The following is a 17,306-nucleotide window of genomic DNA, read 5'->3' as shown; positions in this document are numbered from 1 at the left end:
CTTTAGTCGTCTTCAGGTGCTTGTGCTGCTTTTATTCGCTCTTGGTTTTCTTGCATTTGCTCAAATGCAGCTTTGATTTCATCAAGCACTGAATCAACATCAGCCTCAGCATGGTTATCTGCAACCTCACCGTAAAGAACTGTTTCTGCTGTTAATTCACCCGCTTGATACAAAGCCCACATTTCTTCACCAAAACGCGTATCGAGTATTTCTGGTGCGTACTGCCCGTAATACAAGCGCATATTGCGTACATCACGTAAAAACATTTCTTGCGCATTGTTATTCGCCGCCGCATTTACTGCCTGCGGTAAATCAATCACCACCGGACCGTAGCTATCTACTAACACATTAAATTCAGACAAATCACCATGCACAATACCCGCACATAGCATTAAGCGAATGTAATGAACCATAGTAGCGTGATCTTCAATTGCCTGCTCAGCAGTTAAACTCACATCATTTAAACGCGGCGCAACATCACCATCATTATCGGTGACTAAATCCATGATCAGTACACCATCGTAACAACCATGAGGTTGTGGTACTTTTACGCCAACCCGAGAAAGCGTGAAAAGCGCATCTACTTCCGCATTTTGCCACACGTTTTCTTGTTCTTTACGACCAAACTTAGAGCCTTTTTCCATCGCACGACCGCGGCGGCTATTCCTTACTTTACGTCCTTCTTGGTATTTTACTGCTTGTTTAAAACTTCGGTGTTGTACATCTTTGTACACTTTCGCACAGCGAATATGCTCGCCACAGCGAACCACATAAACCGAGGCTTCTTTTCCACTCATTAATTGGCTGATGACTTCATCAACGATACCGTCTTCTATTAACGGTAAAATCTGTTTTGGCGTTTTCATGACACTCTTATACCGTACTTAGGCATACCTTGTAATCTTCTCGCAAACTATTTTATCTGACAGACCCTTACGTTAAAGCAAAAGTAGACGAAAACCAATGCTAATAAGCGCACAATTGAACTTATCAAGCATGTTAAAGAACAAAAAACTTGACTAAATCGGCTAAATCCACAAACTGCGAAGTTAACAGCCCAAATTATACTTACTTTATATGAATTCAGAAATACGCTATCGCTTCCAATCTGGTCAAATCGCTAATCGTTTTTTAAACGAATTAAAGCATTGGCCTGTCGCCCGGGTAAAAACAAAACTTCTTAATGGTGGTTTTGACGTTAAAGTAAATTATCAATTCGATGGCGCGGGGTTTGATTACACTTGCGCAGAACTTGATGAATTAGCCGCAAAACATGCCGGTGAAGAAGTTAGCTAAGTATATTAAGCATACAGCAATATACATTTTGAGTTCTCTCAGCTATGTTATTAAATCTTAAATCAATAACATATAGGCACTGCAATGAATAACCCACATTCAGATCACATTCCTCAAGAAGCCTTTGATTGGTACGATGAATACGCTCATGGCAAAATGGATAGACGCACGTTTATGAAAAAACTTGGTGGCTTAGTCGCCCTTGGTTATTCAATGACAGTGCTCACTTCAGCGTTATTACCAAATTATGCCTTAGCCGAACAAGTTTCGTTTAATGATGAATCAATTAAAGCAACTTACCAAAGTTTTGATTCCCCCAATGGTCATAACAAAGGACAAGGTTATTTAGTAGTGCCAACACAATTAAAGGGCAAGCGCCCGGTAGTCTTAGTGGTGCATGAAAACCGAGGCTTAAACCCCTATGTAAAAGATGTGGCCCGTCGTTTAGCCAAAGCGGGTTTTGTCGCTTTTGCACCCGATGCGCTATTTCCGCTAGGTGGTTATCCGGGTAATGATGACGAAGGGCGAGCCATGCAAAGCTCAATGGATAAAGAGAAAATTCAAAATGATTTTGTTGCCGCAGCCCACTATTTAAAATCACACCCACTCAGTAATGGTAAACTTGGTGCCGTTGGATTTTGTTTTGGCGGTTATATTGTCAATTACCTCGCTGCGGTTGATTCATCATTATTAAGCGCCGGAGTACCATTTTACGGCACGCCCGCCAACGAAGCTCTGCGCAAAAATATTAAAGCCCCGTTAATGATCCAATTAGCCGAGCTTGATGAGCGCGTAAATGCAACATGGCCTGACTATGAGCGCGATTTAAAAAGTCTCAATGTAGATTATAAAATGTATATGTATAAAGATGCCAATCACGGTTTTCATAATGACTCAACGGGCCGTTACGATAAACCGAATGCAGAACTTGCATGGCAACGAACCTTAGCATTTTTTGAGCAACACCTTGTTTAATTATATCTTGTTTAATTATATCTAGTTTAATTGCACCTTGATTAATTGCATAATGGTTAGTGCCAAGCATAATAAGCTAGCACTAACTTCACTCAGTATTAAGTACTTCAGTTAAGAAAAGTCACCGACTCTATGACTAAATTTTTTCTCCTAAAATACATCGCTTTTTTTAGTGGATGTGTTGCTTGTTTTACCCTTCATACACAATTTGCAGTGCCTGCGGTTATTGCATCTTGCCTAACCGGACTTATTGGCAGCTTTATTCCTTTTCCAAAACAGTATGCAAATCATCCTTACGCAGCTGTTTATGCTGGTAGTTTTGCTGGAATGTGCTCTCAGGGGTTGATTAATACCTATTGGGAATTAGCAATTATTTCATTGATTGGGGCTATTTTATACGTACTGACGACTAAAGTGTTTACTGGCTTTGGTGGTAAATTAGGAAGTATCGCCTTTATTAGTGTTGCTTTGTTTGTATTAGCTAAAGGGCTTGCGGCATGAGTTTATCATCGGTAACACTTGCTTTACTTGGCGCGTTTTTGACCTTTTATTTAGCTAAGCATAACCGTCTAGATGCGATTAGAGCGTCAGCAATTTTAGCTATTATCGCTTACCTTATTTTACTTGCCACCGAGTTCAACGCAGAGCTATATAGCAGCATTTTTTTTGGTGGCACATTTATAGGCATGAGCGCACCAAAGCGCTTTGGTATTTACACGCTGTTTTCTGCCAGTGTTATTTTTTCGATTTTGTTTGATAATTTAGTGCCTTACCTTAGTAGCTTTGGCGGAGCTTTGGGCATAAGTGGATTTTTGTCGATATGTGTCTGCCAAATAGCGATTGTACTAGGCGCTCCTCGCAGTAAAAAACCGCTTTAGTTTCGATGTTTAATTAGTCAAACTTTCAGTTTAAGTTAAGCTTTCCTTAAGTATTGCCTTCTATGCTGAGTTTAAATTACTACCACACTACGCTGAATATGCTTATGTTCAACGCAGTCATTAAACTCAGGCACTTATGAAACGCATCATCTTAACTAGTTGTTTATTTTACTGCTGCTGTAGCAATGCAGAGACTGCTAACTCACTCGAGTCCATATCGAGTTGTAATGCTATTGAGCCCCAGCCTGCGACCATTGAACCAAATGCACCGCTTGGTGAAATAATTATCAAAAACAATCCAATTTTTGATCCGCATTCACCTGAAACCACAGCCTTACATCGCTTTATTAATTGGTTACATATTGATACTCGTAAAGCAGTTATTCATGAGCAGTTACCATTTCAGTTGGGCGAACAAGTCGATGACACGCAATTAAGAGAAGCTGAGCGTATCCTGCGTAAGAAAAAATATATTCGCGACGCAAAGATCAGCACAACGCCAAACTGTAATGACAACAATGACCAAGCCGTAATTGTTGAAACATGGGACACCTGGAGTTTATTACCAACCATTGACTTTGGTCGCAGCAGCGGCAATAACAAGTTCAGCATTGGTTTTAAAGAAGAAAACTTTTTAGGCTATGGCATACGCGCATCAGTAAAATATAAAACAGATCACGAACGCAGCGGTTATCATACCATGCTGCAAATGCCTGTGCCGTGGCAACCGCATGCGACATTGAGCTTACAAGCCGATGACTATGACGATGGACAAGTTTTTATGTTTGACTATCAACAACCTTTTTATCAACGAAGTAGTGATGCTCTAAGACGTTATTATGCTAAAACACAACAACAAAAAACCTCTATATATCAAAATGGCGAAACTCGCTCTGAGTTTTTTTCTGATGATACACAAGGGCAGCTTGCAGTAGGTGGCGTATGGTCACAAGACAGCAGCGCAACAACACATTGGCTTTCGGGGATTGATTATCAAGACATCCGCTATGATCAAGTTGCCAACACACCGCTTCCCGCTAACTTAAATAACTTTACCATTGCAACACCTTGGCTTGGCGTTCACTGGATACAAGATGATTTTACCGTCCTTCAAGACATCGACCTTATCAATCACAGCGAAGATATTAACCTTGGCTGGGAATTAAACGCCAAATTTGGTGCTGATATGATTAATCCCGGTGAAGGCTTTATTGTTGAAACGGGGATCGACAAAGCCTGGGCGAGCGATTCATCCACCCTGTTTAGATTTAGCGGCGGCTTAAATGCCGAAATTGGTACTGAACTTGAAGATCGTGTCGCTTTATTTTCTAAAGGGCAAGTTAACCTGCGTCTCTCCCCTTTATTTGCCTTGTATGGTCATATAAATGCACAGTGGCAAAATACCGAATTCGCTGAACAACCACTTGCTGTAGGTGGTGAAGAAGGTATGCGCGGCTTTCCACAAAGTTACCAACATGGCACACAAAGTATACAAGCTAGCGCAGAGATACGTATATATCCAAACATAAATTTATATCAAATTGCCGATGTAGGTTTTGTGGGCTTTGTCGATGTTGGGCGTGCCTCTGGCAAAGTGCAAACACCTAATATCACTGATAGTACGCTTAGTAGTGTTGGTTTAGGTATTCGTCTGTTCTCATCGCGCTCTAGTAATGACAACGTCGTACATATCGATTTAAGTAAACCCCTTGGTAATTACCAAGCGGTCGACTCATGGCAACTTGGATTATCGGTGGGTACAACTTTTTAATTTGTATCGACTAGATTTGTTACATAAAATTAGTCTATAACATATTTAAATGTGTATTTTTTATAGCGATCGCAAGTAAGATAAGGCATCGGCAAAACAAAAATGTCGATGCTAAAGATCATTTAAAATGTCAGTAAATCCGATACAGAACAGGAAGTTTATGCCAAATCGTTTATTTATATTAAGTTGTATAGCACTACTAAATGGCTGCACAACGTTAAGTCAAGATGAGTGTAAAGTCGCTAATTGGCAAAGTTTAGGTTATGAACACGGCGTAAACGGTGGTGATTATGCCGATGGCATAACAAAGATCGCGACGTGTAACGATTACAATATTACCCCAAACATAGCACAATTTAAAAGTAGCTACGAAAGTGGTTTAGCGGTGTATTGTCAACCTGAAAACGGCTTTACTCTTGCTATGCGCGGAGTCTCGTATAACGGTGTATGTAACAGTCGTGCATTTCGAAAAGCGTGGGAAGAAGGTAACGACCGTTATCAAATTCAACAACGTCGTATAGAAATTGATAACCGTATAACCGAGCTAAAACAACAACTCTCTGAACTTAATCAGCAATTAAACAGCAATAACATCACGCAAACGCAGCGTAAAGAGCTAAATACACAGCAACGCCAATTAGAACGTGAGTTAAAGGACTTAAGACGCGAAAAATCCTTATTACCACTATTGAATAAAGCCTCAACAGTTGAAATTACCTTTCCTTAATTACCTTCTGCCCAGCCTGTAATAATAGGGCTGGGTTAATGCAAAAAGCGAAAGCAAAATTCAGATTAAAAAAAACCACTGTAATTTATGTGAATAAGTCTTAACTTGAACTGTCAAAGCAAGTCTGAGCCAGTAAACACTGCTCGAGTTTAACTAATTCTGACAATATATTAAGAGCTTTATAGTAGCGATGAAAGCCCTCACGCAGAGGGCTTTGAATCCTTATAAAAAATAATGCGGCAGAGCACTAATATTAGCTGAAAATTAAAGAAACATACCGCCAGACGCTTCAATTCGCTGTCCCGTAATCCAGCCGCTGTCTTCACTAAGCAACATTGCAAACTACGCGTAAAAACCAAACGGGGTCACCCTTTAATTTCCATAATTATAAGCCAGCTAGCACAGGAAAACTGGCATGAAATGATAGGAGAATCGATACGAAAGCAGTTAAATAAATTGACTGATGATGATCAGTTAAGCTAATTTAAAAACAGCTCTATAAAATGATAAATAAAGTGATCAAAGCTGATGAGAATCAATGAGCAAAGTCATGATAATACGCAGGCTGTTACTATACTTAGCCTAATACTTACTTTTTACACGGATAAATAGGCTAAGCATATAATGTTCGGAGGCTTTGATACTTTTCGAAAGCGCATTACTTTATTATCTGGAGGACTGCTGCTTTCTCTAAGTTTTGTGCTAATTACCTCTTTTTACCAACTTACTTCTACTCGTCTTTCAAATGCTAGCGGTGAATCGCTAGTAAATCTAAGTCAATCTATTTCAAATATGCTGTCGGCTAATCTCATGGAGCGTGAGCGAGAAGTTCTTTTGCTTAGTACGCGCTACTCTTTGTATGAAAGTCAAGATTTGAGCGCTTTGCAGTATGCTATTGATCAAATTAAAAGCTCCTATAAAGACTACGCTTGGATTGGTTTCGCTAATGTTGAAGGTGCGGTATTAGCATCAAGTAATGGCGTATTGAAAGGGGCTGATGTCAGTCAGCGACCTTGGTTTATTCATGGTCGATCGGGACCTTTTGTAGGTGATGTGCATAAGGCGTTATTACTTGAAAGCTTGCTACCTAAGCCGAAAGACGGTGCGCCAATTCGCTTTGTCGATTTTGCTGCTCCTGTCATAGGTCAAAATGGTGAGTTGAAAGGTGTGGTTGCCACTCATGCTGATTGGGCTTGGGTTAGAGAGGTTTTATTATCTTCCTTGACTGACGTTTCGAAAAGAAAAGGGATCGATATCTTTATTATCGATAATGAGCACAGTGTTTTATATCCAGATAATCATTTTCCTAACAATATTGAAGTACCAAAAGTACTGCCTAAAGATGGGCAATTTAAATCTTTGCTTTGGCAAGATGACGAAAAATACCTGACCAGTTTAGTCTCTGTACGCTCTCCAGAATCAACGAATCTTGGTTGGCAAATCGTCGTACGTCAGCCATTGTCTATTGCTATGTCAGCAGTAAAAGAAGTTCATAAATTACTACTTTTTTTTGGTGTGTTTGCGACCTTACTTTGTATGTTACTGGCCTATAAATTTGCTAGTACATTAAGTCGCCCATTGGAACGGTTAGCGCTCACAGCAAAAAGTATTCAGCAAGGAAATCGAAAGGCCACCTTCCAAGATGACAGTCAATTGAGTGAGGTGCTTAGCTTAAGTCGTTCACTACAGGAAATGATGTCTTCCTTATTGGAGAGAGAGCAGTCTTTAATGCAAATGAACGTTACGTTAGAAACCAAGGTGCGTACTCGTACGGCTGAGTTAGAAGCAAGTAATCGATCCCTAGAAGCTATCGCTCGACAAGATCCGTTAACCCATAGCTATAACCGATTGGCATTAGACGAAGCCCTGCTTGATGAATATCGTTTAGCGCAAGAGTCGAACCATCCGTTAGCCGTTATTATGGTAGATGCGGATCATTTTAAAAGAGTGAATGACAATTATGGCCACACTGTTGGAGATATCGTGCTTCAAAAAATGGCCAAATTACTTGCTGTACAAGTTGGTGTCAAAGGCATGGTTGCTCGTTTTGGTGGCGAAGAGTTTACCGTGTTGTTACCAAATACAAGTGCTCTGGAAGCGCAAAGCGTTGCCGATACGTTACGTGAAGAACTTGAAAAAGAAGAGATGATCGATGGTCTTTATGTTACGGCGAGTTTTGGTGTTGCCATGTATGAAATAGGCGATTGTCATTATGAACAAGTGCTTAAACGTGCCGATGCGGCTCTATACAAAGCTAAAGAGCAAGGCCGAAATAGAGTTGTAGTAAGCGACTAATAGAGTTGTTTGTATACAAGTTCCAAACAGCCAATGGGTCACCCATTAGAAAGGCCTACTAATTTCTGTCCTACCTCAATTTGAAGCCAAGCCAATGCCGGTGTCTTTACTCTATTCATCACGTAGACAACCTACTAAACGCCTAACTGACTTTATGGATTGGCTACAATCAATAACCCTAGCAAGGTAATAAAAGTCACAGCGCTTTGGGTCACGTTATTGAACACATCTATTGTGAAAACCGCCTTGTACTTATTCCAAAAAAGTTCACTTGAAAATATTTTAATAACTAAATTTTTTACGTAGACTCACTCTCAATATAATTCACTGCTTCCCAGTTAAGGGCACGATGAAATATAAACAGCATTTTTGAAATCTTGAGGGTTATCGCTCACAGCCGTAATATCGGCAAAGTGGTAGAAGCGGACATTGATGATTCTTGATGTGTGAAGTCAAGATTTGACCCCTCTGGCTTTTAGACGAAGTAAACGAATTTGTTTATTGATTTAGAATTGACCGTCCATTTATAAAAACGGTCAAAAAGAACACTAGTGCCTATTGACAGAGTTAAGGCTCATATGTGTTATAACTCACCTTTTACCTGCTCAACAAGCTTTGCAGCTGCTCTTGTGAATCTGAACAGTTTGCCTCCACTTTTATTATAATCGGGAGTTAACAAACCCAAATCACATAATTTATCTAAGTCATCATTTACGAATCGGCCATCGGTAATTTTAATATCACCTTGGGCGTCCATTACTTGATAGTAAGTTCCTTCCTTAACCTTAGTTTCTAAAAAGACACTGCCACCTGATTCATCAAATTGTTTGAGTATAGAAAGTGCTTGATCAGATAAACCTGCATGTGGAGATACTGCTGATGCTATATCTTTTAAGCCATCAATTTGAGAAGCTAAATCTATTAAGGAGCAGTCAAGTTGAGTTAGTTTTTGTAAAATTGAATCGTGATTTCTAGACAATAGATTTTTTATGCTTATTCCTAACAAATGATTAGAATGTAATTCATTTACTACATTTTTATGCCTTTTAGTATCTAACCATTCGATAAATTCTTTATAGTTATCATCAGAGGTTGAACGCTGTTCTGCTTTAAAATTACAAATTAAACCTATGATTGTTGAAAATGCACTGATTGGTTCCATAATTACCTCGTGAGTTATAACGCCCTGTTATGTTTTATTTGACTCAAAATATTCAGTTAGCTTTTTTAAATAAACTCTTCTGACATTATATGGTTTTCCATGTTGGTTATTAGGAGAAACTTCTCTTAAGCTATAAATGTATTCAGGTATATTTATCAAATTCCTCATATGGATATCCATATCTAAATCAACAAAATACTCTTGAGTAGAGTAGTCTTTTTCTACTTTCCAAAAGGATCGTCCAATAATTGAAGCTTCATATTTTCCATTATCTTTTTTCTTCAAGAAGACAACATAGTTATGGTAAATATCAAATAATGGCTGGCTGATTCTTCCAATGCTCCAATCAACATCAATTTCTTTGTGATTGTCGGTTCCATTTATAACTTTCAAGACTTTTACTTTTGTTACGCCATATGTTTCATCAATTCGTTTCATTTCTTGAATTGATACAAATGCCACTAATTCAGTTTGTTCTATGAATTCATTCCAAGATATATCAGCTATTTTTGCATTTACAGGAAAAGAGAAAATAATAATGAATGATAATATTGCTGGAACTCGCACTAGAACTCTCCATAAAACATAACGCCCGGTTATGAGGCGAGTTTAGGCTTGCTAAAATTGGTGAGGAACGAACCCGAGCAAGCCGTAACGAGTCCTTTCATAAACCGCTTGTTATGTAACGTTACCATGAAAAATGACTTACAGCTTCTTTGTACGATGCAAGTGCTTTGTATATGGCAATTTTTCCTCTTAACTTTTTGTAGAACACTTGATAGCAAAATACAGGTAAAAACCACACTACTAGAAGAAATACTTGAATAAAGAGCAGTAAAAATACAAATTTGTTGTAAATACCATCGAGCAAAAAGAAGATTAAAACGAGTAAATTAAGACCACCAAAAAGCCAGATGCCCCAACGTGCATCTTTTATGAGTTCTCTTAATTCTGTGGTTTTACTCTGAGCTTTCATTATCTCTAGTTACATAACGCCCGCATAAAATGCGGATAATGCTTGGCTAAAATTAGCGAAGAATGAGCGTCAGCCAAGCGTTTGACGTCATTTTTGATGCGTTTGTTATGCTGCGTTTAAGTATTCATGATTAGCAAACAAAAAAACTAAATCTAGAGCTCCTTTAGAACAGTTTTTAACTCGTCTATTAGAAGCTTTACTAGCATAGTACTCATGAGCAAATTCATTACGTAACGAAATTAAATCTTCAAGCTTTGTAAAGTATTTAACGAATTCTTTTTTTGACTTATCTTTGCCCCAATAGTGATTTTCATAATAGTTAACTAGGCAATTAGCTATATACGTTTTATCATTTTGTTCACGCTCTAATCTACCTACAATTTTATAAACTTCTTTGTCGTCATCTGTGATATTTTTTTCCCACATAGAACTAAATAGTTCATCAGCTTCGTTTGCTATTTTATTTAAGATCAAAATAAGTAATTGGGGCGATAGTAATAAAACTCTTAAATAATCACCTTTATCATGCGCATTAACTAAATCTGCAATTTCTTCTTTATAAACTTGTACATTTGAAATGTCATTGTTCACACTAAGACTCCTAGCAGCATAACATTTTAGTATTTATGCGACACGCAGTTTGTGTTGCATAATCGCTTGTTGGACTGAGGCGCTACCTGCTCGGTGTGTCAGAGTTGGTGTTACTTATGCTATGGGAATTTGCTTTTTATGGCCTAAGCGATATCAAGCCAACTTTACTGGCGTGTCTATCGTATCTAAGCTATCCCTGCGTTACTCAGCGTTTATTATGCACCTATTAAACCTAATGTTTCACCGTTAAGCAATGATCTTTTTCTCACGCACAATCGCGAGTAGCCTGAGCAGTTAAGCAGGTTAACTCATTGATTTAATGCAGCAAGCAAAGCTGCTAACTCGTTCGAACTATTTCATTCGTCGAAATATCTGAGGTTATCACACCAATAAACCGTAAGATACCAACCTTACATGACTGACAAGGCCAATACGGTATCAATGGTTCTTGCTCTGTTTTGGGCTTCACCGCTTTGCATGCGGTGGATACATGAGCCCTTATCAGGGCTAACTTTCGCTTACGACACGCATTAGCTAAAAAACCATAGTGGCGAATGCGCATAAACCCTTTAGGCAATACATGTTGTAAGTAGCGCCGTAAAAATTCATCACAACTCAGTGTCATTACTTTATCGCGGTTGTTATCTGCATAATCGCGATATTTAAAGCTCACTGACTGCTCATTCACTGACACTAATCGTGATTCTGATATCACGCCTTTTCGGGTATAACGAGCAAGGTAACTAACTAGCTTTTCACTGTACGTTAAACAGGCTTTGCTATACACGCACCATTTGGTTGGCGTGTTTATCTTCGCGAATGAACTATCGCATTCATTGAGCGCCGCCAGCATTTTTCCTCTAAAGACTGTTGATAACGCTTTTACGGGGTATAAATAGCCTTTTGCTATTTCATGCCAGTGCGTTTTTTCAAGTGCACCTGCGGGTATCAAACAATGCAAGTGGATATGCTGACTTAAGTTCTGCCCCCATGTATGCAGTACGCTTGTCATGCCTAACTGGCCATGCATCTTTCGTTTCGCAAATTTACACAGCGTTTGCCATACGGCTTTAAACAAACATTGGTACAACACACTTGGGTTATAGTGAGCAATGATATTCAACTCATGAGGGAGCGTAAAAACAAGGTGGAAATACCGACACGGTAATAAATCCTCTTGCTGTCTTCGCACCCACTTAGCCGTGGCCATGCCTTGGCAACGCGGACAGTGACGGTCTCGACAACTACACCCAATTTTTTGCGACTCCCCACAGTTATCACATTGCCATGCTTGATAACCGAGCTGACCTGTTCTACATGATTGAAGGTGCTGACAGACACGCAGTTGTTGATAGCTTATCGTATGATGTTGCCGATAATTCTCAAGATTTGAGTTTAAAATATCAGCAAGGTGCAAAGCGCTCATTGTTTACTCCAACTCGCAAGCAAATCAATGCCGCCATGCCCTAACTCAGGTAACCAGTGTAAGTAACTTTGTGTCGTTTTAATATCACTATGACCAAGCTGATGTTGCAATTGATGAAGTAGCATTCCTGATTCAAGTTGATGTGTTGCATAAGCATGGCGTAGTGCATGTGGATTACAGTGTTTTAAACCACACGCTTGTGCGTGTTTTCTCAATGGCTTCCTGAAGGTCGATGCTGACATAGGTTTATTCATTAACAATCGCGAGTAAAACATCCAACCCGTTGGGTGATACATTTTCCAGTAACTGCGTAATTGGTTTAGTACGCTATCTGAAACTACAACATACCGTGACTTATCCCCTTTACCTTGTTCAATTAAAATGGTTTTACGCTGGCCATCGATGTCTTGCACTTTGATACGTAACAATTCGCCAATACGTAAACCGCACCCATAGCAAACCACTATTAACGTTTTTAGTCGCATATCATCCGTACAGCTTTCTATCAGCCCCCGCATATCATCACGTGATAAATAGGTAGGTGCGCGCGACTTCGCTTTTGGCAGTGCAATATCTAAGTTCAATGGCCGATGTAAAATATTCTTAAACAAGAACCAAATACTGTTTATCTGTACTTTTTGGCTTGCTCTAGAAAGTTTACGAATAGCAGGATCGTTAAAAAAGGTATTCAGTTCTTGATCGGTAATTAAATCGAGTGGCTTATCAAAATAATGACTCAGTTTAAGTAAATGCTCGCAATAACTTTTACATGTAAGTTGCGAATAACCTCGATAGGCTATTTCTGTTTTGACTTGTTCTATGAGTGGGTTCATGACTTACCTCCAAGTTATGGGATAACCCCAAGGTAAGTGTGGCTCAAATGTTCAGAATAGGATCTCCGCGTAGCGGCTTAGTTCAACAATTTAATAGTGCGCTCATCGCGCATATTTCTGCCGACTTAACGCTCATTTGTCTACTTTATATAGTTTTAACAAATAACCTAAGGTATTACTATCACTAAGTTTTCTAAAACTTTTAAGTAAAGTTAAATAGAACAATATTCGCACGCCGCTAATTTTCATGAATATATGCGCAAACAGTAGTTTGACCAATCAATTAACTATTATATTTGGCCAATCTCAATAACTGGTTCTCGCTCATAGCTGTCTTTCAGATGAAATATAAACCTATTTTTCAAAACTATGAGATCAGATATCAGCCACTGTAATTTATGCGTCTTCTTCTTTACTGATCAGATCAACCATGCGTTGACTAATCTCGTCATCGCTGAGGTCTTCTTTATGAGTGCCTATTGTCCATACATGGCCAAATGGGTCTTGTAATGTACCGGCCCTATCACCGTAAAATTGGTCATGAACTGGGCGTATTTCTTTACCACCTAAGGCAACCGCATTAGCAAATACGGCATCTACATCTGCAACGTAAAGCATTAAGCTCACAGGCGTTCCGCCAAGCTCATCAGGGCTTTTAAAATGCGCTTCAGGGCACATATCTGAAAGCATAATATGCGAATCACCAATTTTAATTTCTGCGTGAGCAATGCCGCCATCTGGCAGCGGCATTTGCATAATGAGCTGGGCATTAAATACCTTCTCATAATACTCGATTGCTTTTGCTGCACCGTTAATTATCAAGTAAGGAGTAATTGCATGATACCCCTTTGGTATTGCTGAAACCGTCATTTTACGCTCCAAATGTGTGACCTTATTAAATAAAGGTTAGTCGATATCAGCTGAAAGTCAGCTTTACAAAAATGAAAACTAAATACTCTGGTTTAAGTAATAAAGTGGTTCTAGCCCTTTAAAAATAAATATCTCCCCCAAGGTCTATAAACACAGTGAGCAATTTAGCTATTTTTTGAAGGAGTTAATGATGAGCAAAACATTAATCATAGGCGCAAGTGGCCAGATTGGTAAAATAACGACACAGTTACTACTTAATGATCAGCATCAGGTTGTCGCTCTCGTACGTGATAAAAATAAGTTAAGCGATTTAAATAGTCCCTACCTCAGCGTGACCGAGCAAGATCTCGAGGGTGACTTTAGCCAAGCATTTGCAGGCTGCGAACAGGTAATTTTTGTTGCCGGTTCTGGCGGAAATACCGGCGATGATAAAACATTATTAATTGATTTATGGGCTGCGGTTAAAGCCGTAAATTATGCAAAGCAATATGATATAAAAAACTTTATTATGGTCAGTTCAATTGGCGCAGATGATCCTGATGCAACAGAAAGCGATTTAAAACCTTACTTAGTTGCTAAACATATGGCTGACGAACATCTAATCAATAGCGGCCTAAATTATACTATTGTACGCCCAGGTTCACTTACCAACGACAGTGCTTCATTGCAAATCACCACGCAACGGCCAAGTGAACGTAAAGATGCAAAAGTCAGCCGTGAAAACGTGGCAAATGCCTTGTTGCAAGTGGTAAAAACGGCTCCTGGTGACAACCGAATATTTGAGTTATTTGATGCCAATTAAAGCCAGTATCTGGCTGTAATTACAGAAATACCAGGAGCTATAGCAGAATAATTTTCTGTATGCTCCTGCTGTTACTTAGCCTAACAATATTTATTAGTTTGGTGATTCAATGTATTACGCTAAACGTTATTGCGTTGAACTTTATATTGAATTACTAACTAATATTTTGAACACTCTGACCTTAAACCCTGTTTAATAATCAATATCACTCCTGACTTTAAACAGCACATCGCCAATTTTCAAATCATTATATTTGGGTTGTGCAACCTCAATGTTATCTGCATCAATCAGTGTTTTTAGTAATTTAATTTGCTCGGGATTATCGATAGTCATGTATTTTGATTGCCATTGAGTGCCATCATGCAACCACAGATTAGCTTCAGTAGAGTGATTCGATTCATCTATAAATACATAATCGAGTTGTTCATCTTGGTTTAAATCTATGGCGATAAAATAAAATGAATGACTTTTAAGCGGTGTCCAGCGGTTGAAATGTAAGCTCTCGAATACAGCCTGAATTAACTCATCCGAAAACACCTGCTGCCTAGGCCAAAACGTCGAGTGCGTAACAAACTCTGTTATTGATGTTTGCTCGGCTAAAGCCTCAAACTCTGGATTATCTGGGTTGACATACATTCGCTCAATGATCATTGCTTGCTCTGGATGAGTACTCTGAATTTGCGCTTGTAACTTTTGCATTGCAAGATAGCCTTGGCGTCCTAAATTACTTGAGAAGTAATAATAATCAAATTCTTCAATACTCACGTCACCTTCATTTAAGCGCGCGATTTGACTCTCGGTAGATAAACGCTGAAAATTCAAAATTGGCGAGTTCACTAGTAGCATGAATATTAAAATCACTACCCCCATCACAATATTAACTTTGCTTTGCACTTGTTGCCATGCATCGCGCTTTTTAACGATCCCGACTAAATACCCGAATGAAAAACACGCAAGTAAAAGACACACTAAAATAGCCCAGCAGCGACCCACCGTGATCCCGTATTGTTCAACTCTAAGCCAAATGCCATAAGCGGCAATCACACTGTAAATTGGTAATAAAGCAATACCAAAAAATACTAACCTGTGTATTACAATTTTATAAGGTCGCTGATCAGCAGCGTATTGATAAACCGTATTCACAAAAAATAAAGTGAGTACCTGTAACCATAAAACTAACGAGCTACCACTGCCTGTTTGCCATAATTTATCTAGCCCCGTAAACGGTAGCGTCGCTAAAAAGCCTAAAGAAATAACCGTAAGTACTGGCAGTAAAAACTTAATCAAGGTTTGCAATAAAAATGAGATGTTATCTTCTATATGCATAACCCCTCTAAAGATCACCGTGGCAAAACCGAACGCTAAGGTTAAAGTTGGGATCCAAAACCAGTCTTTTTTGAGTAGCTCAGAGAAAAATGTAATCTCTAACGCATTAAATAGCGCCGCTCCTAACTGCAAAATTCCCCAGAAAATTAAAACGAATAACCAACACTCTGCAAACAAAATAAAGTTACGCCATGAGAGCTTGACTAATTGGCTATAACTAATTGCTTCATTACCAATCAGTTGTTGGATATACATAAGTGCTTTAAAGCTGGCAATTAAGGCTGTGAATATAAAAATGGCCGTTAAAGCATCGTTATTAACCAGCGCAATAGGGTATTGCTGAGCACCAATATAAGCACCAAGGAGTGATAACAACAGACTAAATGGTAACAAGTAACTAAGCAGTTTTTTAATATTAGCTTGCTCTACAGCAAGTAAAGTCAGTAGCACAAAACTAATGGTAAAAGTAACTAAAGAAAACAACCAAACTGGCTCTGTCGCAGGCCATAGCTGATTTTCAACACTGCGATATAACAAAGTAAGAATAATGCCTTGCACTAAGGAAAGTACAAAAATAAAAGGTTTAGGTAGTTGATTATCCATATCTATCACTCAGGTTTTTCATCAGTGTGCGATAAATGTACCTTTTATTCAATGATGATTACATTTTCAAGTAAAAATCCTTACACAGAGCTATATACTCATCGCTATATTGAGCCCCTTGACCATGAATCGTTAAGCTGGTCAGCTCGCATTCTTGCATCTGATAAGCAAAGCACATTAAGCTCCTGCTCGGCGCTTTAGTGGCAGTAGTTTGTACTAAACAATGGCGCACTAAATACAAACCTTGTAATTGCGCTTGTGCAATAAACAACTGCGCTTCTGGGCAAGGTAGGATCACATTTAAAAAAGCATTTTGGTGACTAAGGTGTTTGAACGCAGTGATTAACTCACTAAAACTTAAGCTATCTGTATGACGTGCGGTATTACGAGCTAAGTCCTGCCCTTTTAAACTGGCATTAAAATACGGAGGGTTACTGATCACAACATCAAACTCAGTTGTGGTGGTTACTTGCTGAATAGCTTTTTGCATCAGTGTAATATCTGGCCATGGGCTATTTGTAAAATTTTGCTGCGCATCAGCACATGCATTGGCATCAATTTCAACAGCGTTAACCTGCATAGTTGGTTTGCGTTGCTTGCACATTAATGCCAACAACCCAGTACCTGTGCCAATATCAAGTAACCGCTGTGAAGTAGTTAAGTCAGCCCATGCACCGAGTAAAATTCCATCCGTCGAGACCTTCATCGCACTGCGCGTTTGCGCTACTTTAAATTGTTTAAACACAAAGCCTGACATTTTTTCACCTTTTCATTC

18 protein-coding genes are annotated in these 17,306 nt (G+C 39.0%); 8 read left to right on the top strand and 10 right to left on the bottom strand.

Annotation, left to right across the window (positions count from 1 at the left end; all coding sequences use genetic code 11):
* Positions 1-2: 2 nt before the first annotated feature.
* Positions 3-866: a PA4780 family RIO1-like protein kinase gene (locus H5183_RS12885; protein WP_145237666.1), complete on the bottom strand. Its 864-nt coding sequence runs from the start codon at positions 864-866 to the stop codon at positions 3-5.
* A gap of 211 nt (positions 867-1,077) precedes the next feature.
* Between H5183_RS12885 and H5183_RS12880 the strand changes: the two genes are divergently transcribed.
* From H5183_RS12880 to H5183_RS12850, 7 genes are all read left to right on the top strand, one after another.
* Positions 1,078-1,296 (top strand): hypothetical protein, encoded by a 219-nt coding sequence (locus tag H5183_RS12880; RefSeq protein ID WP_145237669.1) that lies wholly within the window; start codon positions 1,078-1,080, stop codon positions 1,294-1,296.
* Between the two features lie 84 nt (positions 1,297-1,380).
* Positions 1,381-2,271, top strand: coding sequence for a dienelactone hydrolase family protein (locus H5183_RS12875; protein WP_182731861.1), 891 nt, complete (start codon positions 1,381-1,383; stop codon positions 2,269-2,271).
* A gap of 132 nt (positions 2,272-2,403) precedes the next feature.
* Positions 2,404-2,772, top strand: a complete 369-nt coding sequence (locus H5183_RS12870) for a hypothetical protein (RefSeq protein WP_179959150.1) — start codon at positions 2,404-2,406, stop codon at positions 2,770-2,772.
* Entirely contained in the window at positions 2,769-3,149 is a 381-nt protein-coding gene (locus tag H5183_RS12865) for a hypothetical protein (protein WP_182731860.1), read from the top strand. Before H5183_RS12870 ends, H5183_RS12865 begins: the two co-directional genes overlap by 4 nt.
* 136 nt (positions 3,150-3,285) lie before the next feature.
* On the top strand, positions 3,286-4,920 hold the full coding sequence (locus H5183_RS12860) for a hypothetical protein (protein ID WP_182731859.1): 1,635 nt from the start codon (positions 3,286-3,288) through the stop codon (positions 4,918-4,920).
* A gap of 160 nt (positions 4,921-5,080) precedes the next feature.
* Positions 5,081-5,647 (top strand): DUF2799 domain-containing protein, encoded by a 567-nt coding sequence (locus H5183_RS12855; protein WP_145237681.1) that lies wholly within the window; start codon positions 5,081-5,083, stop codon positions 5,645-5,647.
* Between the two features lie 624 nt (positions 5,648-6,271).
* Positions 6,272-7,942, top strand: coding sequence for a GGDEF domain-containing protein (locus tag H5183_RS12850; RefSeq protein ID WP_182731858.1), 1,671 nt, complete (start codon positions 6,272-6,274; stop codon positions 7,940-7,942).
* 583 nt (positions 7,943-8,525) lie between these two features.
* On the opposite strand, the gene H5183_RS12845 is transcribed toward H5183_RS12850, so the two are convergent.
* The 7 genes from H5183_RS12845 to H5183_RS12815 form a co-directional block, all read right to left on the bottom strand.
* Complete coding sequence (locus H5183_RS12845) at positions 8,526-9,104, bottom strand: hypothetical protein (protein ID WP_182731857.1); 579 nt, start codon at positions 9,102-9,104, stop codon at positions 8,526-8,528.
* Between the two features lie 27 nt (positions 9,105-9,131).
* Complete coding sequence (locus H5183_RS12840; protein ID WP_182731856.1) at positions 9,132-9,671, bottom strand: hypothetical protein; 540 nt, start codon at positions 9,669-9,671, stop codon at positions 9,132-9,134.
* A gap of 121 nt (positions 9,672-9,792) precedes the next feature.
* Positions 9,793-10,080 (bottom strand): hypothetical protein, encoded by a 288-nt coding sequence (locus H5183_RS12835; protein ID WP_182731855.1) that lies wholly within the window; start codon positions 10,078-10,080, stop codon positions 9,793-9,795.
* A 105-nt stretch (positions 10,081-10,185) separates the two neighbouring features.
* On the bottom strand, positions 10,186-10,671 hold the full coding sequence (locus tag H5183_RS12830; protein WP_182731854.1) for a hypothetical protein: 486 nt from the start codon (positions 10,669-10,671) through the stop codon (positions 10,186-10,188).
* A 337-nt stretch (positions 10,672-11,008) separates the two neighbouring features.
* A complete protein-coding gene (locus tag H5183_RS12825; protein WP_182731853.1) occupies positions 11,009-12,097 on the bottom strand; it encodes an IS91 family transposase in 1,089 nt (362 codons plus the stop codon).
* Positions 12,094-12,930, bottom strand: a complete 837-nt coding sequence (locus tag H5183_RS12820; protein ID WP_182731852.1) for a tyrosine-type recombinase/integrase — start codon at positions 12,928-12,930, stop codon at positions 12,094-12,096. Before H5183_RS12820 ends, H5183_RS12825 begins: the two co-directional genes overlap by 4 nt.
* 396 nt (positions 12,931-13,326) lie before the next feature.
* A complete protein-coding gene (locus H5183_RS12815) occupies positions 13,327-13,800 on the bottom strand; it encodes a VOC family protein (RefSeq protein WP_145237712.1) in 474 nt (157 codons plus the stop codon).
* Positions 13,801-13,990: 190 nt separating this feature from the next.
* Here H5183_RS12815 and H5183_RS12810 point away from each other — a divergent pair, with 190 nt between their 5' ends.
* Complete coding sequence (locus H5183_RS12810) at positions 13,991-14,602, top strand: SDR family oxidoreductase (protein WP_182731851.1); 612 nt, start codon at positions 13,991-13,993, stop codon at positions 14,600-14,602.
* Between the two features lie 192 nt (positions 14,603-14,794).
* On the opposite strand, the gene H5183_RS12805 is transcribed toward H5183_RS12810, so the two are convergent.
* Entirely contained in the window at positions 14,795-16,531 is a 1,737-nt protein-coding gene (locus tag H5183_RS12805) for a DUF4153 domain-containing protein (protein WP_182731850.1), read from the bottom strand.
* A gap of 58 nt (positions 16,532-16,589) precedes the next feature.
* A complete protein-coding gene (locus tag H5183_RS12800; RefSeq protein ID WP_145237721.1) occupies positions 16,590-17,288 on the bottom strand; it encodes a tRNA1(Val) (adenine(37)-N6)-methyltransferase in 699 nt (232 codons plus the stop codon).
* Positions 17,289-17,306 lie beyond the last annotated feature (18 nt).

The sequence above is a fragment of the Pseudoalteromonas sp. SR44-8 genome (assembly GCF_014163635.1).
GTDB classification, from domain to species: Bacteria; Pseudomonadota; Gammaproteobacteria; order Enterobacterales; family Alteromonadaceae; genus Pseudoalteromonas; species Pseudoalteromonas rhizosphaerae.
The sequence above is the reverse complement of the archived record's forward strand: the minus strand, read 5'-3'. Positions and strand labels throughout refer to the sequence as shown.